Genomic DNA, 22,208 nt, shown 5'->3' with positions numbered 1-22,208 from the left:
GCGGATCGGGCGGAAGCGGATCGGGCGGAAGGAAGACGGCATGGCGCTGACCATCGGCGTGGACGTGGGCGGTACCAAGATCGCGTATGGTGTCGTCGACGAACACGGCGCCATCATCGAGCGCGGCCTGCGGCACAGCCCGGCGGGCAGCCCCGAGAAGATGGCGCTCACGATCGCCGATGCGGTGACCGAGCTCGCGGCACGGCACTCCGTCGAGGCCGTCGGCATCGGCGCGGCGGGCTTCGTCGACGAGACCCGCTCGATCATCCGCTTCGCCCCCAACCTGGCCTGGCGCGAGGAGCCGCTGCGCGAGAAGGTGGGCGAGCTGGTCGGGCTGCCGGTCGTGGTCGAGAACGACGCCAACGCCATGGCCTGGGGCGAGTACCGCTTCGGCGCGGGCCGGGGCGAGAGCCACGTCGTGTGCGTGACCGTGGGCACGGGCATCGGCGGCGGCATCGTGCTCGGCGGCGAGCTCTACCGCGGACGGTGGGGGATGGGCGCCGAGCTCGGGCACATGCAGGCGGTGCCGGGCGGCCGTGCCTGCGGCTGCGGCAACAGCGGCTGCTGGGAGCGGTACGCCAGCGGCAGCGCGCTGCTGATGGAGGCCAGGGACAACGCGCAGGCCGACCCGGCGGGCGCCGCGCACCTGCTGCGGCTCGGCGGCGGCTCGGCCGAGGGCATCCAGGGCGAGCACGTGACCGAGGCGGCGCGCCAGGGCGACCGGGCGGCGCTGGCCGCCTTCGAGTCGCTCGCCCGATGGCTCGCCCAGGGGCTGGCCGACATGGCTGCGGTCCTCGACCCCGGGTGCTTCATCATCGGGGGCGGCGTCTCCGGCGCGGCGGACCTGTTCGTCGACCGGGTGCGCGAGGAGTTCGCCGCGCGGCTGACCGGCCGGGGACACCGCCCGCTCGCCGAGATCAGGGTGGCCGAGATGGGCCCGTCTGCGGGGCTGGTGGGAGCCGGCGACCTCGCCCGGTTCCGCTGACGGCGTGCTGCGGGTCGCGACCTACAACGTCCGGGGACTGAAGGACGACCGCAGGGCACTGGTCCGGGTGATCCGGGCCCTGCGGCCCGACGTGCTGTGCCTGCAGGAGGCGCCCCGCCTGCCCGGCTGGCGGCGGAAGCGGCGGGCGCTGGCCCGCGCGGCCGGTCTGTCCGTGGCCGCCGGAGGCCGCGTCGGCGGGACCGCCGTGCTCACTGCTCCGGACGTACGGCTCCTGCGCGGGCGCGGGCACCGCCTGCGGTGGTTCGCCGGGCTCGAATGGCGCTCCATCGCGCTCGCCGTGGTGGAGAAGGACCGCGAGAGGTACGCCGTGTGCTCGGCCCACCTCGACCTTCTGGCGGGGGCGCGCCTGAGCCACGCCGCCCAGATCGTCCCGCTCCTGGAGCGCGCGGCCCGGGAGTTCGGGGCCGCGCCGGTGCTCGCCGGGGATCTCAACGAGGTTCCCGGGGCCCCGGTCTGGCGTCTTCTCGGGGGCCGCTACACGGACTGCTTCACCGCCGTGCGGGGACCCGCGCCGCGGATCGGTGCGGACGGGGACGACGGCCGGGCCGGTGCGACGTTCCCGGCCCGCGATCCCCGGGTGCGGATCGACGCGATCTTCGCGGGCCCGGGCCTGACCGTCGTGTCGTACGGCGGCGCGGACGTCCCGGCCGAGGACCTGCCCGCCGCGAGCGACCACCGGCCGGTCGTCGCCGAGATCGCCTTCACGCCGTCCGCCCAGGCCTGACACGCCGCTGACGGGCCGGGGGACGGCCGCGGATTACAGCTCGGCCGGAGACGGCCGGAGACGGCAGGCACGGTCGCGTCCCCGCGTCTCTAGGTAATCGGATTCGCGGCCTGTGTGACGGGGAGTGCCCGGTCCCCCGTACGATCGTTTCATGACCCGCCGCCTCATACGGCGTGCGGTGCCGTTGTGTGTGCTGTCCGCCGGCCTGCTGACCGGACTCCTCCCGCGCGCCACATCGGTCGCGCACGCGCACACAGGGATCGTCCGCGCCCAGGCGGAGCGTAGCCCGTCGGGGGACGAGGTCGCCCAGGACGCGGGCTCCTCCACCGGACGGCTCCAGCCCGACGGCTCGCTGTCCGACGTGGCCGGCCTGTCGGCCAAGGACATCTGGGCCGTGGGCCAGCAGAACGCCTGGGACTTCTGGCGGAACCAGGGGATCATCACCCACTGGAACGGCTCCTCCTGGAGCGAGGTGCCGATCCGGGGCGACGCCACCGGCGCCGGCCACCTGCGGTCGGTCGCCGCCGCCTCCGCCACCGAGATCTGGGCCGTCGGCGACGGCCACGACGGCCTGCCGTACGTCGCGAAGGGCTCGCGCGACGGGTTCGACCGCGTCGGCGTGCCGCAACTGCGCTCCGGGGACTGGCTCGGCGGGGTCGCCGCCTCGTCCGGGCGGGTGGTCGCGATCGGCAGCCGGGACGGCAAGGCGTTCCTGCTGAGCAGCGGCGGCTCCGCCAAGGGCACGACCTGGAAGACCGGTCAGGGCCCCGCGGGCGCGCTGTACGGCGTGGCGCTCGCGGGCCGGTCGGACGGCTGGGCGGTGGGCGACTCCGGCTCCGGGCCCCTGGCCATGCGCCTGACCGGCAGCGGGTGGAAACAGGCCGACCTGCCGGAGATCAAGGGCGGCTTCCTGCGGGACGTGTACACCGACGGCCGCAAGCGCGCGGTCGCCGTCGGCGGCGTCTACCAGAGCGACGGCGGCATCGCCCCGCTGGTCCTCGACTGGGACGGCAGGCACTGGAAGCGGGTGACGCCGCCGGAGCGGCGCGCCGAACTGTACGGCGTCACGGGGGACGGCGACGGCGTGTTCTGGATCTCCGGGTACGACCCGAGGCACGAGGCCCAGGGCTTCCTGCTCCGGTACGACGGATCGCGCTGGTCCACGCTGCGGGGCCCGGCGCCGGCCGAGGAGCGCACGGTGCGGCTCCAGGCGGTCGCGCACGTAGGCGACCTCACCATGGCGGTCGGTCACACGCTGGACGACAAGGGCCGCTACACGGACCTCGTGGAGCGGTTCGGCCCGCCTCCCGCCGACGGCACGGTGAAGGCGGCCTCCGAAGCCGAATGAACACCGGCGCGGTGTGGCCCGGACCGGCCGGGGCGCGCGCCGGAGTCAGACGACCGCGCCGTGGTCCCAGCAGGAGTCAGACGACCGCGCCGTCGTCCCAGCCGGAGTCGGCGGGCGGACCGTCGCCCATACGCACGACGAGGATCACGAATCCCGCGATGAACGCCGACACCGCGGCGAACACGATCCAGCCGTCCATGGGCCATTGCAGCAGAGCGGCCAGGAGCAGGTAGGCGGGGCCGCCGAACAGCGCGAGCCAGGAGAGCCTGCTGAGGGCGTCGCCGTGCGGAAGCGGCGGAGGGGCCGGTGGGATGTAGTGGTCGTCGTCGGCCGGGGCGGGAGCCTGCTCCTCGCCGGTGCGGTCGTCGTCCCGGGCCGTGTCGCCGGGAGCCGTGTCGCCGGGGGCGTCGTCGCCGTCGCCCGCGTCGGTCTCCTCGGTGACGTTCTCCCGGTCAGGCCATGGCTGTTCGGCCGAGGCGTCCTCGGCTGTCTCGTTGAACGAGGCGACGATCTGGCGCCAGACCTCGTCCTCGTCACTTTGCGGCGTCACGTCGATCCCGGGTCACAAGTCCTTCGTCAAGGGTACCGAGGCGTGGGAGCGGATGAAATCCAGACTCCCTTCGAAGATCACAGGCGCGTCGTTGTCGAGGGTGGCGACGTGGTAGCTGTCCGCCAGCTCTCTGACCTCCAGATTGTTTCCCATTCTCGCCTGCAGGAACGCGACGCTCCCCGGCTTTACCACATGGTCGTTCCTGCTGTGGAACACCAGCACCGGCTGGGTCACCTTGGCGATGTCGGACTGGACGAGCCTCCACAGCCGGGGCAGCGTGGCGGCGGCCCGGACGGGTGTGCGCGGATAGCCGAGCTCGCTCACGCCCTCCTTCTTGATGTCGCCCGCCACCCCTGGGATCGAGCGTACGACGTACTTGAGCGCCGGGGCCAGCGCCAGCAGCGGCACGTCGTTGATCACGGACGGGTTGACCACCACGACGCCCGCGACGGCGTCACCGTGGACCTCGGCCAGGCGCAGCGCCATGCAGCCGCCGAGGGACAGGCCCATCACGAACGCCTCCGCGCACCGTCCGCGCAGGTCGGCGAACGCCTTGTCCAGCTCGGCGTACCAGTCCTCCCAGCGGGTGCGGCTCATCTCCTGCCACGACGTTCCGTGTCCGGGCAGGCGCGGCAGGGACACCGTCATCCCCGCCCCGGCCAGGTGTTCACCCCACGGCCGCAGGGACTGCGGCGAGCCGGTGAAACCGTGACAGAGCAGGACGCCGATGTCGCCGCCCTCGTGGTGGTACGGCTCCGCGCCGGGCAGCACTGGCATGGGTGACCTCCGTGAAACGGCGGCGTGTTCCGCCCGATACTCGCACGTTGGTCAGCGTTAGTGCGAGAGGGCTGGGCGTGCGAAGATGACTGCACATCCGAGCCGAGGGGGTGCCCGCGTGTTTTATTGGGTGGTGAAGGCCATCCTCTGGCCGATCCTCCGCTTCGTGTTCCGCCCCTGGGCCGAGGGGGTGGAGAACGTGCCGAAGGAGGGCCCGGCCATCCTGGCCGGCAACCACCTGTCGTTCGCCGACCACTTCTTCGGGGCCGGATTCCTGCCGCGCAAGGTGATTTCCCTGGGCAAGGCGGAGTATTTCACCGGCCGCGGGCTCAAAGGAGTCGTGAGCCGCGCTTTCTTCTCCGGCGTCGGCACCGTCCCGATCGACCGTTCCGGCGGCAAGGCGAGCGAGGCGGCGCTCCGCACCGGCCTGCGCATCCTCAGGGAGAGTCAGGTGCTCGGCATCTACCCCGAGGGAACCCGCTCGCCCGACGGCCGCCTCTACAAGGGCAAGACGGGCGTGGCCCGGCTCGCGCTGGAGTCCCGGGCGCCGGTGATCCCGTGGGCCATGGTCAACACGTTCGAGATGATGCCCCCCGGCCGGCCGCTCCCCAAGTTCGGCATCCGTCCCGGCGTCCGGTACGGCAAGCCGCTCGATTTCTCCCGCTATTACGGCATGGAAAACGACCGTCTCGTGCTGCGCGCGGTGACCGACGAGATCATGTACGCGCTGATGGAGCTGTCGGGTCAGGAGTACGTCGACAAGTACGCCGCGGCGGCCAAGACGGAAACGACCAGGGCAGCTCGCGAGAATTCCTAATACTTCCGGACCGGACGGGTAACGTGGCGGTGTCCGCCGCGCACGTTGGGACGTTCAGACACGTTCGGATCGGAAGGCGTAGGAGCATGCCAGCACGCAGGCACCGCACATGGGCCCAGCCCGGCGCCACGAGGCACGGAGCGGACGACGGACCGGACGGCCCGCCCACGACCCCGGCGAGCAGGTCCGGCGCGTCCGCCGCGTCCGGCGGGGCCGTGGCCCGGCATTGGGCCGGGGACACAACCCGGTGCGCAACCGGGGAGACAGCCGCGGACACGACCCGGTACGCCGCCGGCGAAGCCGCATCCCGGGACGCCGCTCGCGGGCGCGCTGCCCGAGACGCCGCTCGTGGATGCCCCGCATGAGCGTCCGGGAGGAACAGCAGGCCGAGACCGGATATCTCCCGCACCGCCAGATCCTGGTCGTGCTCTCCGGAGTGGCGGCCGGAATGCTGCTGGCAGCCCTCGACCAGAGCATCGTCGGCACGGCTCTGCCGCGCATCGTCAGCGAACTCGGCGGCCTCGACAAGCTGTCGTGGGTGGTCACCGCCTACCTGCTCACCTCGACCGCGGCGACCCCGCTGTGGGGCAAGATCTCCGACCTGTACGGCAGGCGGGTGATCTTCCAGACCGCCATCGGCATCTTCCTGCTCGGCTCGGTGCTGGCCGGGCTGAGCCAGAACATCGGCCAGCTCATCGGGTTCAGGGCGATCCAGGGCCTGGGCGGGGGCGGCCTGATGGCGCTGGCGTTCAGCATCATCGGCGACGTCATCCCGCCGCGCGAGCGCGGCCGATACCAGGGATACTTCGGCGCCGTCTGGGGCACCTCCAGCGTCGCCGGGCCGCTGCTCGGCGGCTTCTTCACCGACGGGCCCGGCTGGCGGTGGATCTTCTGGATCAACCTGCCGATCGGGCTGATCTCGCTCGTCGTGACCTCGATGGCGCTGCGGATTCCCTTCACCCGCCGTAGTCACCGCATCGACTACCTGGGCGCGGCGCTGATCGTGGCCGGGGTGTCGTGCTTCCTGCTCTACCTCGACTGGGCGGGCGGCGACATCGGCTGGACCGCTCCCGGCTCGCTGGCCCTGCTGACCGGATTCGTGGCGCTCGCGGCCCTGTTCGTGTTCGTCGAACTGCGGGCGGCCGAGCCGATCCTGCCGATGCGGTTGTTCCGCAACAAGATCTTCAGCGTGGGCAACGGCTTCAGCTTCCTCGCGGGCCTGGCGATGTTCGGCGGCATGATCTTCCTGCCGGTCTACCTCCAGGCGGTCCAGGGCATGTCGCCGACCGTGTCGGGCCTGGCGCTGCTGCCGGCGGTCTTGGGCATCTTCTCCACGTCGATCACCTCCGGCCAGATCATGAGCCGGACCGGCCGATACAAGATCTTCCCGATTCTGGGCGGTGCGGTCCTCCTGGTGGCCATGTGGCTGCTGTCCACGATCAAGGTGGACACGCCCTACTGGCAGGTGGCGGTCTACGCCTACCTCTTCGGCGCAGGGCTCGGGTTCACCATGCAGACGATCGTCACGGCGATCCAGAACGCGGTGGAGCGCAGCGACATGGGCGTGGCGACGAGCTCGGCGACGTTCTTCCGGATGATGGGCGCCGCCATCGGCACGGCGATCATGGGCGCGGTCCTCACCAACCGGCTCGCCCACCACCTGACCGCCGAGTTCGGCGGCAGGATGCCGCCGGGGCGTGTGGACGCCAACAACGTGCAGGCGATCCAGCAGCTGCCGCAGCCGGTCAAGAACCACGTGCTGGTCGCGTTCACCAGTGCGATCGACGACGTGTTCCTCGCCAGCCTGCCCTTCGTCGCCCTCGCGCTGGTCGTGGCTTTCTTCCTCAAGGAGATCCCGCTCGCCGCGCGGAGCACCGAGGGCCCGGCCGCCGTGGGCTGACCCCGCGCGTGGTCGGCGGCGTAGGGCCCGTGGCGGGCGGTTCGCCGCGCGGCCTTGCCGCTCTCCCGAAGCGGCTCAGGCGAGGTGGGAGCGGATCTCGCGGATGTGGGCCGGGGTGGTGCGGCAGCAGCCGCCCACGTAACGGGCGCCGAGCGAGGCCCATCCGGCCGCCGCCCTGCCGAACTCGACGGGATCGGCGAGACCCAGCCAGCGCCGGTTCGCGGCGTCCCAGGTCTCGCCCGAGTTCGGGTAGACGATCGAGGCTCCGTGCTTGATCAGCTCGGGTATGAATCGCGGCGCGGTGCAGTTGACGCCCACGGCGACCACCTGGGGAAGGTCCGAGAAGATCGCCGCGCACTCCTCGAACGGTGTCCCGTCGCTGACGTGCTCGCCGTCGCGGCAGGAGAAGGTGACCCACGCCCGTACGGACGGCGTCTCGCGCAGGAGCCTCGCGAGCGCCCGCGCCTCGGCCTGCGAGGGGATCGTCTCGCACGCCAGCAGGTCGGCCCCTGCGTCGGCGAGGATCTCGAACCGCTCCCGATGCCACTCGGTCAGGCCGTCCTCGTCGAGGTCGTAGTCGCCGGTGTACTCCGCGCCGTTGGCCAGGTAGGCGCCGTACGGCCCCACGCTCGCGGCGACGAGCCCGTGCCCGGCCTCGTCCCTCGCCTGTACGGCAAGCGTCACCGACAGCCGGATGAGGTCGCGGGCCTTCTGAGAGGTGAGGCCGTGCCGTACGAACCCGGGGATGCTCGCCTGATAGCTCGCCGTGGTGGCGACATCGGCCCCGGCCCTGAAGTAGTCGAGGTGCGCCTGACGGATGACGCCGGGATCGTCGGCGAGCAGCCGCGCCGACCACAGGTCGTCGCTCAGGTCGCAGCCGAGTGTCTCCAGGTGCGTGGCGAGGCCGCCGTCGAGGACGATTGGGTTCATACCGGGCAACACTACGTGCTCACGCGCAATGCGGGCGTGGCGGCATCCTCGTCGGCGAGATCAGCGCCCGGGCGCGTCTGGCCGGCTCGCGGCCGAGCTGATGGAGGCGGGGGCCGCCATCTGCGGGGGAACCGCTCAGTGGGCACCTGTCACTCAGTGGGCCCGTCGCTCAGTGGGTCCGTCGCTTAGTGGGCACCCGCCGGTCGGCTGGGCGCCCACAGCCGGTCGGCGTCGCCGGCGGCGAGCCGGCCTCGATAAACGTCGATCTTGTGGTCGATGAGCCTGAGGTTCTCCTGCACTTCGGCGAGCTTGGCGGCCACCTCGGCGCGGTGGGCTTCGAGGAGAGCAAGCCGTTCCTGTTCGTTGCCGGCCCCGGCGGCGACGAGCTGGGCGTAGCGCCGGATGGCCTTGATGGGCATGCCGGTGGCTCGCATCTTCGTGCAGATGACGATCCATTTGAGGTCGAGCAGGCGGTAACGCCGCCGTCCGCCGGCGGTGCGGTCGACAGGGGTGACGACCAGGCCGGCGCGCTCGTAGTAGCGCAACGTGTGCACGCTCACCCCGGTGCGGCGGGCGGCCTCGGCGATGCTCAGGCCCTCCTGCGGGTCCGGGGGAGCGGGTTCGGGCACTGCCCGCGAATCGACTTCGAGCATGCTCGAAATCCTAGTCTCGTGGCCGCTGCCAAAGCCGGCACTGCCGGTCGCCGGCAGCGCCTGCGGATTGGACCTCATTCCCGAACCGGCAGTCCGCCGATCACCAAGACGGCGGTCACCGGAATGGTCCGCTCGACGGCCGGTTTGGCGGCCTCGCCGGCCTCCGCCGCCCGGTGGACCGGCAGCACCTCGAGTCGCGATCGCCGGAGCGTCCCTGGGAACGGCCTCGGCCCGGCGGCGAGACCGTGGCTCTCCCGGGGGAGAGGCTGCGGCCTTTCCCGGGCGAGGAACCGATCGGCGGTCCCATGCGTTGGCGGCACATGGGGCTGAAAGGGCTCATCAATCGGTTGCTGCGCCGCCGGTCTCCCGTCCCCGCAGGTGGACGCGACGATCGGCCCGACACGGGAGGGGTGAGGGAGCCGCGGCGTCCCGCACCCACCCCGCCGTCCGATGTCATTCGCCTACCCGAACCCTCGTAGGGGCTTCGCCCACAGCGGAACCCGAACCGATGCGGCCGGGCCCGGCATCCCCGCCGGTGTTCCGGCCGCACTGGTTCTCTCTCGGCAGACTGTCACCTCGCCCGGCGCCGCCCGATGAGTGGGCGGTCGACTGGTTCGCGCTCGTGGACGCGGGCGGTGCGGCCCGGCGGGGCCGGCTCTCCTCGCCGATACCCCGCCGCCCGGCCTCAGCCCCGCTCCAGCCCCGCCGCGTGCTGACCTCTCGCTCGCCGGCTCACGATCGCTTCCAGAAGGGACGCCGGCCTTCCTCCGCACCGGGCGCGGAGCCCGGGGAACCCGGGGACGTGGAGCCCGCGGATGCGGAGCCGGAGGAGCCGGTCAGGGCGGTCAGCAGGTCGGCCGCCCGCCGCCAGAGGTCGTCGAGTGAGACTTCGGCCCACTCTGCCCTCTCCAGGTCGGCCGCGAGCGCGGCGAGGTCCGGGTGACCGCCCACCATCTGGGCGACGACGCGCAGGCGACTGGCGAGATCCGCCAGATAGCGCCGTCGCTCCCGCTCGGGCAGCGACTCCGCCTGGACCAGCTTCGTGAGCTCCTCGGCCAGCAGGGGCCGGATGCCCTCGAAGCCCGTGACCGGTGCGGTCCCCGCGCCGGGATGGGGAAGGAAGCGGCCGATGGAGAACCCGCGGGAGGCCCGTCTCGGAGCCGGTGCGGGCGCGGCGGCGTAAGGCGGAGCAGGAGGCACGGCAGGGGGTGCGCCGGGCGGAGGGGCCGCTGCGATGGGCCGGTCCGCCGAGGAACCGGAAGGTGTCTCCGGTCCGGCCGTGGTGAAGGCGGCCATCTTCGCCATCATCGGAGCGCCCGCCGCCATCATCGGCATCGCGGTCGGCATCTCCCAGCCGCTCGGTGGCTCGACCGGCTGGATCACCCGATGCTCCGGGCCGCCCTCGCCCGTCACGCGAGTGTCGACGGCCACGAAGGCGGTGAACCGGCACAGCACGCCGAAACGCAGCGAGCTGTCGACGATCCGCTGTTCGAGGGAGTGGTCGCCCATGGCGTACCGGTCTTCCAGACCGCGCAGATGCGCGCGCGCCCACACGGCCCGGGCGGCCGGGCCGTGGGCGGGACGGCCCTCGATCCGCTCCTCCCAGGGGCGGCCGTCGGCCGTGCGGCCCTGCACGGTGAGGGCTCCGGCGGGGCGCCGCCCCCGGTAACGCCCGCTCACGACCAGAGGGACGCCGGGGTAGAGCGAACCGGCATGCGTGACGGTGTCCGCCACGAGGTCCATGCCTTCCGCCTTCAGGGCGACGTCCGTGACCAGCGGCGAGCCGATACGACGGTGAATGTGCTCCATCGCCGCGTCGAGCCGGTCCTCCGACTCGACCAGTTCGCACCGGCCCGAGCCGAGCAGGGCCAGCCGTCCGAGGAAGCCGGCGTTCACCGCTCTGTCGATGCCCACGGTGTGCACCCGGACGCCGTGCAGCCGGGCGCCGATGCGTTCGAGGATCTCGTCCTCGTTGCCCACCTGGCCGTCGGTCACCAGGACGAGCACTCGATCGCGTGCCTGCTCGCGGGACAGACCGGACGCGCCGGGCCGGTCGTCCTCATGCAACCGGCCGGAGTCCGTGCCGGTGGCCGCCCCCGGGGCGGGCGCGTCGTGGCCGTCGAGCAGTAGCAGGGCCTCCTGCAGGGGAGCGAGCATCTCCGTCCCCCCGCGGGCGTGGAGCCGGGACAGGTGCTCGACGGCGCGGTATCGGTTGCGGTCGCCCGCGTCCACCAGGCCGCCGGAGAAGGCCCGCTCCACCACCGAATCGAACGAGAGCACGGCGAACCGGTCATGCCGGGTCAGCGTGTCGACGATCCGGGCGGCGGCGCGCCGTGCGGCCACCATCTTCCAGCCCGTCATGCTGCCCGAGCGGTCGAGCAGCAGGACGACGTCACGGGACGCTGTCCGGGTGGCGTCCTCCTGCGGCGGCAGCAGGGTCAGCACGAAGGTTCCCTCGGCGCCCGCCACATCCTTCGCCGTGCCCTCCGCCGCGCCCTCCGCAGGGCCGCTGCCGCTGCCGTCGGCCGTGCCTTCGCCGGGTGAACCGGCGTCCGCGGCGTCGTCCGGGACGAGCGCGAGCGACGAGGAGGCGTCGAACGCCAGGCGCAGGATGAAGTCACGGTCGAGCCGTTCGCCGGGCCGCAGCCTGATCGTGTCGCCCTCCCGGTCGACCTCGTGCAGGCTGGAGCGGACCTCCCGCAGGCCCAGCCCGGCGGGGTCGATCGTCGCCGCGAGCGACAGCCGTACGGGATAGGGGAAGCCGGGAAGCAGGACGGGCGGCGTGATCCGGGAGGCGTCGGGCACGGCGTCGGTGTCGGGCGCCACGCCGCCACCGGCCGGAGGCCCGGGCAGCGGAGCCCCGGGGATGTAGCGGGGCGCCACGACCAGCGGGAAGCGGAGCTCGGCCGCGCCGTCCTCGTAGGGGAGCGGCTGGCTCAGCGTGAGGCGGACGAGCACCCGCTCCCCGGGGACGATGTTGCCGACCCTGATCGTGAACACATCGGGCCGGTCCTCCTCCGCGATCGCCGCGCGCCTGCCCTCGGCGAGCGCCCGGTCGTAGTCGGCCCGTGCCTGCCCGCGCTCCTTGAGCACGCCGTCGACCACCCGATCGTCCGCCTCCATCCGGAAGGCGGTGACCGCGGCCCGCGGCGGCAGCGGGAAGACGTACGTCGCCTCCAGCGACACGTCGAAGGCATTGCGGAAGGTCTGGACGACCTCGACGCCTGCCACCAGTCCGGTGACGTGGACGGCGACGTCCACGCTCTCCAGCGGAAGGTTGCCCTTCTCGGTCTCCAAGGCTCCGAGCCCGGCGTCCGGCACAGGCCGGCACTCCTCCGGCCGCAGAGGTGTGATGGGAACGGTCATGGCGTCATCCCTCCAGCGGGTCGGAAGCATGTGGATCGAGTGCCGAGGCGTCGTGAGTGTCATGGGCGCCGTCGAACGGCCCGGCCAGACCGAGCATGGCGAGGGCTGTGAGGAGCGGTGCCGCGGCCTGGCGCAGCGCGGCCACCTCGTGACCGTCGGGCACCCGGTGGGCCGGATCGAGCAGGACCGTCACCCCGGGTGCGAGCCGTACGCCGTGTACGACGTCCGAAGGCACGGTGTTCACGGGTGCGGCGTCCGCGGGCATGGTGCCCCTGCGGGTGATGTCGCCGTGCGTGGTGTCGCTGTTCGCGGTCGAGAAGTGGCCGGAGTCCGCCGTGGCGGCGGATGAGGCCGGGTGTGCCCAGAAGCGGTCGCGCGCCGCCGGCCGCGCGACGTCCGGTATGGCGGGTGCGGTGCCGGTTTCCGGCCTCGTCCCGCACCAACCGGGCGACGGCGGTGTCGCGGTGTCGGGCGCGTCCGGAAGGTGGTTCGCGGCGTTCGCCGTGGCCGGGGCCGCCGGACTGCGGGGAGGAGGCGGGACGAGCGGCCGGGGCGCCGGTCCGGACGGCGGCCCGGTGAGCCCAGCCGCGCGCTGGAGCATGGCGTCGGTCGCGCCCGCCAGCTCCGCCTGGATGGCGGCGATGGACAGGCCGTCCGCCTGACGGCGCTTCACGGCCACGAGCTGGAGCAGGTGACGGCGGCCGTAGAGGGCCACCCGGCCGCGCCGGCCCAGCGGGGGGTCGAGCAGCCCGATCGTCGTGTACCAGCGGATGAGACGTTCGTTCGGCACCTCGCGGATTCTGCCGTTGACGCGTGACTCCGGACCGTCGTCGCGAGGCTCCTGACCGTGGACGTGCCGATCCTGGCCGAGCAGGTCCGCCGCCCGCTCCGCCAGTTCGCCGATCGTCCAGGTGTCGCTCATGCCTCCACGATGACACTGTCACAATGACACTGTCAACATCGTATTCGTCATGCGTCACCATCAGAACCTCGACAGGGGACCGTCGCCTTCGGGCGACGGGGGAGTGCCGTCCCTGACTGGTTTTCTCCCTGGGCTCATCATGGATGCCTTTCAACCTGCGCGGTTAGATGGACGGTGCTGATGATGATCGGGTGACTCGTCAGGGGCGCACAATCCGGCGCGGCATATGACCTCGGGTACCACGTGGTGTGCGAAGTATCGCCGCCCGGTTCTGTCGTACTTCGTGGCCACGGTCGGCGCGGTGTCGGCTGAGATGGTGCAGCGTTACACCGAGACGCAGTACGAGCGCGCTCCGAAGGGGAGCGGCCGTGCGTAGGTCCTTCAAGTTCCTGCTGCGTCCGACCCGCCACCAGGAGACGGCGCTCGCCGCATGCCTGGAGGATCACCGGCGGTTGTACAACGCGGCGTTGGAGCACCGCCGTACGGCCTACCGCAAGGCCGGGGTGACGGTTCGCTACGGCGACCAGTCCGGGGAGCTGAAGCACATCCGCGCCGATGACCCGGACGGGCAGGGCCGGTGGTCGTTCTCCTCCCAGCAGGCCACCCTGCGACGGCTGGACAAGGCGTTCGCGGCGTTCTTCCGCCGGGTCAAGGCAGGCGCGAAGCCCGGCTTCCCGCGTTTTAAGGGGCGCGGGTGGTTCGACACGGTCGAGTGGCCCAAGGACGGCGACGGCTGCCGGTGGGATTCCCAGCCCGAGCACCCACGTGCGACCCACGTCCGCTTGCAGGGGCGTCGGCCACGTGCGGGTACATCAGCACCGCCCAGTCCAGGGCCGGGTGAAGACGATCGGTATCAAGCGGGAGGGTTCCCGCTGGTATGTGGTGCTGTCGTGCGATGACGTCCCCGCCGAGCTGCTGCCCGCGACCGGCGCGGCGGCCGGGATCGACATGGGCGTGGCCTCGCTCGTCACGACCAGCGACGGGGAGCCTCTGGCCAACCCGCGCCACCTGGAAGCGTCCGCCGGGCGTCTGGCCTCTGCTCAGCGGGACCTGGCCCGCAAGAAACGCGGGTCCAAGCGCCGCCGCAAGACCGTAGCGCGAGTGGCCGCCCTGCACGCCAGGGTGCGGCGGCAGCGCCTCGACGGCGCGCACAAGGCCGCACTGGCCCTGGTCCGCGCGTATGACGTGATCGTGCACGAGGACCTGCGGATCGCGAACATGACCCGGTCGGCGTCCGGCACAATCGACAACCCCGGCCGGAACGTCGCCCAGAAGTCCGGCCTCAACCGGAGCATCCTGGACGCGGGTTGGGGGGTGTTCCTGCGAGTGCTCGCGCACAAGGCTGAAAGCGCCGGTCGAGAGCTGATCGCGGTGAACCCCGCCAACACCTCCCGCACCTGCTCGCGGTGCGGGCACTGCGCGAAGGAGAACCGCCTCAACCAAGCCGGGTTCCGATGCCAGGCGTGCGGGCATTCCGCGCACGCGGACGTGAATGCGGCGGTCAACATCCTCAGGGCAGGGCTTGCCCTTCGCGACGCTGCGGAAGCGGCCTAGCGAGAAGCCGCTCCCTTCGGGAGCGGAGGAGTCACGGTTTTCGAAGAGTTCGTCTCGGCGAGGGACGCCGCTTCTCCCGCCGTTCACGCGAGACGGGTCGACTGGGCGCCGCGACGTGTGCGACGTGCCGCCGGGGGACACGAAAACGCCGGGCAGGACGACGCGGGACAGGACGACGCGGGGCAGAAAGACGCGGGACAGGAACACCCGGTCGCGTGCCCGCCGGGTGGGTAGGGGAGCGGGGCGGCCCCGTTCCGGTCCGGGCTCGACGGCCGCGCGGGACTGAACACGAACGGCCCGTCAGGGGCGGACCGGCATGACCAGGGGCAGGTCGAGGAGGCGGTCAGCGGTGCAGGGTACTTCCGTCCGATCGGCGGCGCTCTCGGCGCTGCCGGGCGCGTTGTGGCGCGCGACGTTCGCACGGCCTGACGGCGGGAGCGAGCCGCGCGGGCAGGGGGATCACGGGCAGGGGGATCAGGACGGCCCGTTCCCGATGGACGTGCTGAGGGCCCTGCCGCCGGGCTTCGCCGGCCGGATCGTGGCGCGGTCGGGAGAGCGGGCCGGGGGCGTCGTCTGGCACGCCGCCCCGGACGGCGGCGGATGCTTTCCGGACGGGGACGGCTGGATATACGTGTCCAACTGCGCGCTGCCGCTGCTCGGCGGCGTGACGGCGCTGCGTTTCGCCCCGGACGGGACCCTGCGCAGCGGATATCGCATCCTGTCCGGCGCCGACCGCAGCGGGGCCGGCGCCGCGACACCGTGGCACACCTGGGTGTCGGGCGAGCGGACGCCGTACGGCCGGGTCTTCGAATGCGACCCGTACGGCCTGCGCGCCCCCATGCCCCGGCTCGCGATGGGCCTGTTCACCCACGGCGGCGTGGCCTGCGATCCCGACCGGGGCGTCGTCTACCTCACCGAAGGGGAGCCGGACGGATGCCTGTACCGGTTCCGCCCGGACGACTGGGGCGACCTCACGACGGGCGTCCTCGAGGTGATGGTCGGCGACCCCGGCGAGGAGTCCGTGGCCTGGGAACGGGTGCCGATCCCGGCTCTCCGTGACCATGTGCCCCTGCGTGAGCAGGTGAAAGGTGCCAGGAGGTTCGCGGGTGGCGGTGACTGCCGCTGTTCCGACGGCCTGGTGCGGTTCGTCACCGAGGGCGACGGCCGGGTGTGGGCGTACGACGCCGCCCGCGAGTGCCTGACCGTGCTGCACGAAACGGCCGGCGGGCCAGGCGGCGGCGCGGACGGCGAGATCACCCTCGTCGCCGGGGATCGGTCGGCGCCGTTCCTGCGCCTCACGGGCGGCTGGACCGTCGCGGGCTCCTCGATGTCCCCGGCCGGCGACAGGCTCTACTTCTCCTGCCGTCCATCGCAGGATGTCCGGCCCGCCCCGGCCCCCGTGACCGTCGAGGTCCACGGGCCGTTCCGCGATCTCGTCCGCCACTGAACCGGTGCGCACGCGACTCCGCGAGCCGACGGGCCGCAGCCATGGCTCGGCCGGTGAGCCACGGGCTGATGCCCACGTTGAACGTCGTCCTACAGGGTTGTTAGCTTGCGCGCATGTCAGATCTAGGACATGTGGCTTGGCCGCCTGAGCTGATCCGGACCGAGCGGCTCGTGCTCCGTGAGCCCGAGGCGCGGGACCGTACGACGTTCATCGAGCTGCTCGCCTCGCCAGAGGTGCACACCTACCTCGGTGGTCCCCGCCCGCGTGACGAGCTTGAGCATGGGATGCCCGATGTGCCCGAGCGATGGCCCGGGAGTTTCGTCGTCGAGCTCGACGGGGCGATGATCGGCCAGATCCTGCTCAGGAGAGCAACGGAGCACCGTCGCCCGGCTGCCGTGGGGAAGGTCGATCTCGGATACCTGTTCCTGCCGCGAGCGTGGGGATTCGGGTACGCCGCCGAGGCGTGCGCGGCGGCACTCGACTGGCTCGACGGCGCCCTTCCCGGCGAGCCGGTGGTGCTCACCACCCAGAGCGCCAACGTCGGCTCGATGCGCCTCGCGGCGAAGCTGGGGTTCACCGAGGTCGAGCGGTTCCAGGCATGGGACGCCGAGCAGTGGCTCGGCCTGCGGCCCCCGGCCACGTGATGGGGCTACGCGATTCCGGCCCTGACGCTTCCCCCGAACGCTGTTGATGATCTTCATGATGGTGGCAGGTCGTGGATGAGGCGTTCGGCCGGTCGAAGAGAGCGAAGTAGGCCGTCGGGGTCGACTTTGAATGTCGTGATCGGCAAGCCGGAGAAGGTTGGTGCCCGCGGCGACGAGGACGTGCCGGCCGCGGCCTCCTCGTCGAGGACGAGCCTGGATTGTTCCTCAGCCTCGACCGTAGCCCCGCAGAGCCCTTGACCAGCACGCGATCCCGAAGCGCAAGCGACGGAAGGGATATCAACGTGCGTAACGCGCTCTCAGGAGCAGGGGTCGTGCGGAACGGCGGTGGTGGCGTTCTCGCCCGCCGCCGCGACCGCCTCGATCTGGGCCGCGGTGAGCGCGTAGCCGACGTCGGCCCTGTCCATGTCCACCGCGAAGACCATGCCCATCGCCCGGTCTCCGCCGGTGACGAGCGGCGCGCCCGACATGCCGGGTGTGACGGCCGCGCCCTGGAAGCGGTGGACCTGCCGCGACACCCGTTTGCGGTTGTAGATGTCGTACGACTCGGCGGGCTGGTCCGGCCGCACCGTGGCGGGGAGCACGGCTGGGACGGGCGCGCCCTTGGGGTAGCCGACGACCACGGCGGCGGTCCTCGCGGCCCTCGTGAGCCGCAACGGCTGGGCGGTGAGCCCCGGTGCCCGCAGGACGGCGGCGTCGACCTCCGGGTCGAAGGCCACCACCCGCGCGGCGAACCGCCGCCCGTCGTCGAGGACCACCTCCAGGTCGCGGTCCACCCCCGCCACGACGTGGGCGTTGAGCAGGACCCTCTCGGGCGCGTAGACGAATCCGGTGGCCTCCGTCCGCTGGTCGCAGGAGGAGGCGAACCCCCGGACCCGTACCACGCTATGCGTGAACGGGGTCTGGGTCCCGGCCGTGTGGGTGGCGGACGGCCGGCGAGCGGGTGGTGAGTGCGCGACCGTGGCCGCGCACCCCGCCGTGTTCCCTGCCACGCACACCGCGAGGGCCACCGCTCCCGCGCCCCGCCCCACCGATCCCAGCATGGGGATCATGGTAGGGATCGACCCGGAAGGTCACAGGTCCCTGGCCCATATCTGATCGTTGACGGGGATGCCCGTCTCCTCGCTCGGGTGTTGCTCCACCAGCTCGAACCCCGCTGTCTGGTAGATCCGGCGGGCGCTCGCGAGCACGTCGCGGGTCCAGAGCATGATCCGCCGGTAGCCGGCCGCCGCGGCGAAGCGCAGGCACTCCTCGACCAGCCGCCCGCCGATGCCCATGCCGCGCGCGGACGGCTCGACCAGCAGCAGGCGGAGCTGGGCCGTCGTGTCGTCCTTGCGCACGCAGAAGACGCACCCCACCGGCTCGCCGCGCACCTCGGCGATCCAGCACGCCTCCCGGCGGGGGTCGTTGTCCTCGACGTACTCGGCGACGATCCGCGCGACCAGGGCCTCGAACGCGGCGCCCCAGCCGTACTCCTCGCTGTAGAGGGCCCCGTGCCGGTGCACCACCCAGCCGAGGTCGCCCGCCCGCGGCGGCCTGATCACGTACGGCTCGCGCCGCTCGGCGGGCTGAAGCAGGCTCCGCACGGTGCCCATCGCGGAGACGAGCCGCCGGCGTTCGGGATCGGTCAGCTTCGCCAGCAGGGTCTCGATCTCGGCGGCCGAGCGGCGGTCGAGCACGGCGAAGGTGTCGCGGCCCTTGGGGGTGAGCCGTACGACCTGGCGGCGGGCGTCCTCGGCCGACCGCTCCCGGGACACGAGCCCGTCGCTCTCGAACCTGGCGAGGATCCGGCTCAGGTATCCGGGGTCGAGACCGAGCATGGCCCTGATGTCCGCGGCGTCGGCCGCCTCCGTGGTGCCGAGTTCGAACAGCACCCGCGCCTCGGTCAGGGAGTAGGAGGTGTCGTGCATTCCCGCCCCGAGCACGCCGATGACGGACGTGTAGAAGCGGTTGAACGCACGGACTTCCGAAACGATGTCCATTTTTCCCTTGCCTATCTCAAGGAAATGATTGACGGAGTCAAACATAGAACCGCTGAGGGCCGTTGGGAAGACGCCTCTCACGACGCGGGCGGTCTCGCCGTGCGAGACTGGGTTGGTCTGGTCGGCCGGGTGGCGTAGCCTCTCCTTTTGGTCTAGACCATTGAGATAGGCTCAGGCAGAATGCGGTGCGGTGGAGCGCCGGGGTCTGCGTCGGGCCGGCCGCGCCATTCCACGCGTAATCCCAGATGGAGGAAGAACCCGTCATGCGTATTGGAGTCCTGACCGGAGGCGGCGACTGCCCCGGGCTGAACGCGGTGATCCGCGGCGTCGTCCGCAAGGGCGTCGGCGTGTACGGGCACGAGTTCGTCGGGTTCCGGGACGGCTGGCGTGGCCCTCTGGAGGGCGACACCATGCCGCTCGACATCCAGGCCGTCCGGGGCATCCTGCCGCGTGGCGGCACGATCCTCGGCTCCTCCCGCACGAACCCGATCAAGATCGAGGGCGGCGTCGAGCGGATCAAGGAGAACCTCGCCGCGCAGGGCGTCGACGCGCTCATCGCCATCGGCGGTGAGGACACGCTGGGCGTGGCCAAGCAGCTGTTCGACCGCGACGTGAAGGTCGTCGGCGTGCCCAAGACGATCGACAACGACCTCAACGCCACCGACTACACCTTCGGCTTCGACACCGCGGTCAACATCGCGATGGAGGCCATCGACCGGCTGCACACCACCGCCGAGTCGCACCACCGCGCGCTGATCTGCGAGGTCATGGGCCGCCACGCGGGCTGGATCGCGCTGCACGCGGGCATGGCCGCCGGCGCCAACGTCATCCTCATCCCCGAGAAGCCGTTCGACATCGAGAAGGTCTGCGCCTACGTCGAGTCGCGGTTCAAGACCCGCTACGCGCCGATCATCGTCGTCGCCGAGGGCGCCCACCCGCTCGAGGGCCAGATGGCTCTGCAGGCGGGCGAGCTGGACGCGTTCGGCCACGTGCGTCTCGGCGGCATCGGCGAGGTCCTCGCCAAGGAGATCGAGAAGCGCACCGGCAAGGAGGCCCGCACCACGGTCCTCGGCCACATCCAGCGCGGCGGCACGCCGACCGCCTACGACCGCGTTCTCGCGACCCGCTTCGGCCTCGGCGCGATCGACGCGGTGCACGAGGGCGACTACGGCAAGATGATCGCGCTGCGCGGCACCGACATCGTCCGCGTCGCGCTCGCCGAGGCGACCGCCGAGCTCAAGACCGTGCCGGCCTCCCGCTACGAGGAGGCCGAGGTCTTCTTCGGCTGATCGGTCGCGGGCCCGTCACCGCGGCCCGCGCACGATCCGGTACGGCTCCCGCGTCGCCCCGCGGGAGCCGTACGCATGCGCGGCCAAGAACGGCTCCGAACGAACCGCGGGGGCGCGGCGATTGCCCGAGTATGTGAGCGGAGGGCCCGGCCCTCCCGGCTCGATCAGGAGAGGGCGCCGCGCGATGGGCATCGAGGGACCGTTCTGGCGGGCGATCGCGGTCTTCCGCGTGGCGTCGCTCGCGTACGCGGCGTTGCTCGTGCTCAGGGCCGGCGGCTACGCCCGTCCCGCCGTGGCCTGGGCCGTCGTCGGCGTGATGGCCGTCTGGACGGTCCTCACGCTCGTCCCGCGTCCCGCCGCGCGGCGTGAGCCGCTGCTGGCCGCCGACCTCGTCGTCACGGCGGGATGTCTGCTGGCCACGCCGTACGCGCAGAGCCCCGGCGACATGCTGGCCGGGGCGATCCCGATCACGGCGACCTGGGTGGCCGGGCCCGTCCTGGCATACGGCGTGGCGCGGGGACGCCGGGCCGGTGCGGTCGCCGCCGCGATCATGTCGGCGGCCGACCTGTGGCTGCGCAGCGGCAACGGGGTCGACCTCGCCTCGATCCCGGTGAACGGCGCCGTGCTCATGTTCATGGCCGGAGTCGTCGTCGGGCACGTCGCCCGGCTCGCACGGCAGGCCGAGGAGCGCATGCGGCGCGCCGCGCGGATCGAGGCGGCGGGCCGCGAGCGGGAGCGGCTGGCCCGGGGCATCCACGACTCGGTGCTCCAGGTGCTGGCCCTGGTGCAGCGCAGGGGCGCGGAGATCGGCGGCGAGGCGGCCGAGCTGGGCAGGCTGGCGGGAGAGCAGGAGGCGGCCCTGCGGGCGCTGGTGCAGGCCCCGTCCGTGGCGGAGGCGCCGGATCCCGCCCCGCAGCCCGGTCTTCGCGGCCGGCTCCGGCCGCCGGCGTCGCCTCGCCGTCCATTCGCCGCTGAAGAGACCTCCCCTGAGGCGGACCTCACGGGGACCGGCCCGGCGGAGCCCGAGATCGATCTGCGTGACCTCCTGCGGCCGTACGGCACCTCCCGGGTGACCGTGTCCGCGCCCGCGACGCCGCTGCCGTTGCCGGCCGAGAGCGCGCGGGAGGTGGCGGCGGCCGTCGGCGCGGCCCTCGACAACGTCGTGCGGCACTGCCCCGAGGGCGCCCGCGCGTGGATACTCGCAGAGGAGGACGGCGGCGCGGTCGTCGTCACCGTACGCGACGACGGGCCGGGCATCGCCGAGGGCCGGCTGGAGCAGGCGGCCCGCGAGGGGCGCATGGGCGTGGCCCGCTCGATCCGGGGCCGCGTGGCCGACCTCGGCGGCACGGTGGCGATCACCTCGTCGCGGACGGGAACGGAGATCGAGCTGTCGGTCCCGGTGCGGGCGGACGAAGGGAGCGAGAGGCGGTCGTGAGCGGAGACGGACGGCTGCGCGCGGATGATTCCGCGGGCCCGGCCACGGGCGCGGGGGCCGAGGACGAGGCGGCGGCCGGCGGCCGGGAACGCCCGCGGGTGCGGGTCATGGTGGTGGACGACCACCCGATGTGGCGGGAGGCGGTCGCCCGGGACCTGACCGAAGCCGGGTACGACGTCGTCGCCGCCACCGGGGAGGGCCGTCAGGCGCTGCGCGTCGCGGCGGCGGTGCGGCCGGACGTGGTGGTGCTCGACCTGCGGCTGCCCGACCTGCCGGGGGTGGAGGTGGCCCGGGGGCTGGGCGCGTCCGCGGCCCCGCCGCGCGTGCTCGTCCTGTCGGCCAGCGCCGAGGAGGCGGACGTGCTGGAGGCGGTCAAGGCGGGCGCCTCCGGATATCTCGTGAAATCGGCGAGCCGGGAGGAGTTCCTGGACGCGGTCCGGCGCACCGCCGAGGGCGACGCCGTCTTCACTCCCGGCCTGGCCGGGCTGGTGCTGGGGGAGTACCGCAGGCTGGCCCACCGGCCCGCCGGCCCGGGGCGGGACGCCGCGCAGGACGGCCCCCGGCTGACCGACCGGGAGACCGAGGTGCTGCGCATGGTCGCCAAGGGCCTGACATATCGGCAGATCGCCGAACGTCTGGTGCTGTCGCATCGCACCGTGCAGAACCATGTGCAGAACACGCTGAGCAAGCTCCAGCTCCACAACCGGGTCGAGCTGGTCCGCTACGCGATAGAGAAGGGCCTGGCCGAACTCGACTAGGCGTAATCGGCGATGTCGCGGACGGCATTACAGTGGGGAAGCCCGCATCGCTGTGACGCGTTGTCCTTGGCGTATGTCCCCCGGCCGT

At 72.4% G+C, this 22,208-nt stretch carries 20 protein-coding genes; 12 read left to right on the top strand and 8 right to left on the bottom strand.

The annotated features are described in order from the left end of the window. Window positions 1–40: 40 nt before the first annotated feature. The 3 genes from HHX35_RS01925 to HHX35_RS01915 all read left to right on the top strand — a co-directional run bounded on the left by HHX35_RS01925 (window position 41) and on the right by HHX35_RS01915 (window position 3,078). Window positions 41–985 carry an ROK family glucokinase gene (locus tag HHX35_RS01925; RefSeq protein ID WP_182897290.1) on the top strand — a complete coding sequence of 315 codons (945 nt, stop codon included), beginning with the start codon at window positions 41–43 and terminating at the stop codon, window positions 983–985. A gap of 4 nt (window positions 986–989) precedes the next feature. After that, on the top strand, window positions 990–1,730 hold the full coding sequence (locus HHX35_RS01920) for an endonuclease/exonuclease/phosphatase family protein (protein WP_182897289.1): 741 nt from the start codon (window positions 990–992) through the stop codon (window positions 1,728–1,730). A 151-nt stretch (window positions 1,731–1,881) separates the two neighbouring features. Beyond that, on the top strand, window positions 1,882–3,078 hold the full coding sequence (locus HHX35_RS01915; protein ID WP_182897288.1) for a hypothetical protein: 1,197 nt from the start codon (window positions 1,882–1,884) through the stop codon (window positions 3,076–3,078). Between the two features lie 76 nt (window positions 3,079–3,154). Here HHX35_RS01915 and HHX35_RS01910 read toward each other — a convergent pair whose 3' ends face one another. Next, the gene (locus tag HHX35_RS01910; RefSeq protein ID WP_182897287.1) at window positions 3,155–3,628 is read right to left on the bottom strand and encodes a hypothetical protein; all 474 of its coding nucleotides are present in this window, start codon (window positions 3,626–3,628) and stop codon (window positions 3,155–3,157) included. Between the two features lie 12 nt (window positions 3,629–3,640). Next, the gene (locus tag HHX35_RS01905; protein WP_182897286.1) at window positions 3,641–4,405 is read right to left on the bottom strand and encodes a carboxylesterase; all 765 of its coding nucleotides are present in this window, start codon (window positions 4,403–4,405) and stop codon (window positions 3,641–3,643) included. Window positions 4,406–4,523: 118 nt separating this feature from the next. Here HHX35_RS01905 and HHX35_RS01900 point away from each other — a divergent pair, with 118 nt between their 5' ends. Both HHX35_RS01900 and HHX35_RS01895 read left to right on the top strand, forming a co-directional pair. After that, window positions 4,524–5,222, top strand: a complete 699-nt coding sequence (locus HHX35_RS01900; protein ID WP_182897285.1) for a 1-acyl-sn-glycerol-3-phosphate acyltransferase — start codon at window positions 4,524–4,526, stop codon at window positions 5,220–5,222. 361 nt (window positions 5,223–5,583) lie between these two features. Beyond that, window positions 5,584–7,122 (top strand): MDR family MFS transporter, encoded by a 1,539-nt coding sequence (locus tag HHX35_RS01895; RefSeq protein WP_259404680.1) that lies wholly within the window; start codon window positions 5,584–5,586, stop codon window positions 7,120–7,122. Window positions 7,123–7,197: 75 nt separating this feature from the next. On the opposite strand, the gene mmuM is transcribed toward HHX35_RS01895, so the two are convergent. From mmuM to HHX35_RS43075, 4 genes are all read right to left on the bottom strand, one after another. After that, on the bottom strand, window positions 7,198–8,052 hold the full coding sequence (gene mmuM / locus HHX35_RS01890) for a homocysteine S-methyltransferase (RefSeq protein ID WP_182897283.1): 855 nt from the start codon (window positions 8,050–8,052) through the stop codon (window positions 7,198–7,200). A gap of 185 nt (window positions 8,053–8,237) precedes the next feature. Then, window positions 8,238–8,705, bottom strand: coding sequence for a MerR family transcriptional regulator (locus HHX35_RS01885; RefSeq protein WP_182897282.1), 468 nt, complete (start codon window positions 8,703–8,705; stop codon window positions 8,238–8,240). A gap of 732 nt (window positions 8,706–9,437) precedes the next feature. Further along, a complete protein-coding gene (locus tag HHX35_RS01880; protein WP_182897281.1) occupies window positions 9,438–12,071 on the bottom strand; it encodes a VIT domain-containing protein in 2,634 nt (877 codons plus the stop codon). A gap of 4 nt (window positions 12,072–12,075) precedes the next feature. Continuing rightward, a complete protein-coding gene (locus HHX35_RS43075; RefSeq protein WP_259404679.1) occupies window positions 12,076–12,993 on the bottom strand; it encodes a helix-turn-helix domain-containing protein in 918 nt (305 codons plus the stop codon). A gap of 368 nt (window positions 12,994–13,361) precedes the next feature. Between HHX35_RS43075 and HHX35_RS44450 the strand changes: the two genes are divergently transcribed. From HHX35_RS44450 to HHX35_RS01860, 4 genes are all read left to right on the top strand, one after another. Further along, window positions 13,362–13,892, top strand: a complete 531-nt coding sequence (locus HHX35_RS44450; RefSeq protein ID WP_310738847.1) for a helix-turn-helix domain-containing protein — start codon at window positions 13,362–13,364, stop codon at window positions 13,890–13,892. Beyond that, window positions 13,831–14,547, top strand: a complete 717-nt coding sequence (locus HHX35_RS01870) for a transposase (RefSeq protein WP_310738846.1) — start codon at window positions 13,831–13,833, stop codon at window positions 14,545–14,547. The genes HHX35_RS44450 and HHX35_RS01870 overlap by 62 nt, the downstream gene beginning before the upstream one ends. A gap of 349 nt (window positions 14,548–14,896) precedes the next feature. Beyond that, complete coding sequence (locus HHX35_RS01865) at window positions 14,897–15,994, top strand: alkaline phosphatase PhoX (RefSeq protein ID WP_220504890.1); 1,098 nt, start codon at window positions 14,897–14,899, stop codon at window positions 15,992–15,994. A gap of 131 nt (window positions 15,995–16,125) precedes the next feature. After that, window positions 16,126–16,638, top strand: a complete 513-nt coding sequence (locus tag HHX35_RS01860) for a GNAT family N-acetyltransferase (protein WP_310738845.1) — start codon at window positions 16,126–16,128, stop codon at window positions 16,636–16,638. A gap of 317 nt (window positions 16,639–16,955) precedes the next feature. On the opposite strand, the gene HHX35_RS01855 is transcribed toward HHX35_RS01860, so the two are convergent. Continuing rightward, complete coding sequence (locus tag HHX35_RS01855; protein WP_182897278.1) at window positions 16,956–17,699, bottom strand: trypsin-like peptidase domain-containing protein; 744 nt, start codon at window positions 17,697–17,699, stop codon at window positions 16,956–16,958. A 30-nt stretch (window positions 17,700–17,729) separates the two neighbouring features. After that, complete coding sequence (locus HHX35_RS01850; RefSeq protein ID WP_182897277.1) at window positions 17,730–18,638, bottom strand: helix-turn-helix domain-containing GNAT family N-acetyltransferase; 909 nt, start codon at window positions 18,636–18,638, stop codon at window positions 17,730–17,732. Window positions 18,639–18,901: 263 nt separating this feature from the next. On the opposite strand from HHX35_RS01850, the gene HHX35_RS01845 reads away from it, so the two are divergent. From HHX35_RS01845 to HHX35_RS01835, 3 genes are all read left to right on the top strand, one after another. Then, window positions 18,902–19,927 (top strand): 6-phosphofructokinase, encoded by a 1,026-nt coding sequence (locus HHX35_RS01845; RefSeq protein WP_139574511.1) that lies wholly within the window; start codon window positions 18,902–18,904, stop codon window positions 19,925–19,927. A gap of 184 nt (window positions 19,928–20,111) precedes the next feature. Further along, window positions 20,112–21,362, top strand: coding sequence for a MacS family sensor histidine kinase (gene macS, locus HHX35_RS01840; protein WP_182897276.1), 1,251 nt, complete (start codon window positions 20,112–20,114; stop codon window positions 21,360–21,362). Between the two features lie 107 nt (window positions 21,363–21,469). Next, window positions 21,470–22,120 (top strand): response regulator transcription factor, encoded by a 651-nt coding sequence (locus HHX35_RS01835; RefSeq protein WP_182897751.1) that lies wholly within the window; start codon window positions 21,470–21,472, stop codon window positions 22,118–22,120. The last annotated feature ends 88 nt before the right edge of the window (window positions 22,121–22,208 follow it).

The sequence above is a fragment of the Microbispora sp. H10830 genome (assembly GCF_014161375.1).
Lineage (GTDB): Bacteria > Actinomycetota > Actinomycetes > Streptosporangiales > Streptosporangiaceae > Microbispora > Microbispora catharanthi.
This window is presented reverse-complemented; position numbering and strand designations above follow the sequence as displayed.

Coding starts and splice junctions, on each gene's coding strand:
- mmuM (WP_182897283.1), bottom strand. CDS start 8,052: ATGAACCCAATCGTCCTCGACGGCGGCCTCGCCACGCACCTGGAGACA.
- HHX35_RS01850 (WP_182897277.1), bottom strand. CDS start 18,638: ATGGACATCGTTTCGGAAGTCCGTGCGTTCAACCGCTTCTACACGTCC.
- HHX35_RS01885 (WP_182897282.1), bottom strand. CDS start 8,705: ATGCTCGAAGTCGATTCGCGGGCAGTGCCCGAACCCGCTCCCCCGGAC.
- macS (WP_182897276.1), top strand. CDS start 20,112: ATGGGCATCGAGGGACCGTTCTGGCGGGCGATCGCGGTCTTCCGCGTG.
- HHX35_RS01835 (WP_182897751.1), top strand. CDS start 21,470: ATGGTGGTGGACGACCACCCGATGTGGCGGGAGGCGGTCGCCCGGGAC.
- HHX35_RS01855 (WP_182897278.1), bottom strand. CDS start 17,699: ATGCTGGGATCGGTGGGGCGGGGCGCGGGAGCGGTGGCCCTCGCGGTG.
- HHX35_RS01880 (WP_182897281.1), bottom strand. CDS start 12,071: ATGACCGTTCCCATCACACCTCTGCGGCCGGAGGAGTGCCGGCCTGTG.
- HHX35_RS01845 (WP_139574511.1), top strand. CDS start 18,902: ATGCGTATTGGAGTCCTGACCGGAGGCGGCGACTGCCCCGGGCTGAAC.
- HHX35_RS01905 (WP_182897286.1), bottom strand. CDS start 4,405: ATGCCAGTGCTGCCCGGCGCGGAGCCGTACCACCACGAGGGCGGCGAC.
- HHX35_RS01895 (WP_259404680.1), top strand. CDS start 5,584: ATGAGCGTCCGGGAGGAACAGCAGGCCGAGACCGGATATCTCCCGCAC.
- HHX35_RS01925 (WP_182897290.1), top strand. CDS start 41: ATGGCGCTGACCATCGGCGTGGACGTGGGCGGTACCAAGATCGCGTAT.
- HHX35_RS01915 (WP_182897288.1), top strand. CDS start 1,882: ATGACCCGCCGCCTCATACGGCGTGCGGTGCCGTTGTGTGTGCTGTCC.
- HHX35_RS43075 (WP_259404679.1), bottom strand. CDS start 12,993: ATGAGCGACACCTGGACGATCGGCGAACTGGCGGAGCGGGCGGCGGAC.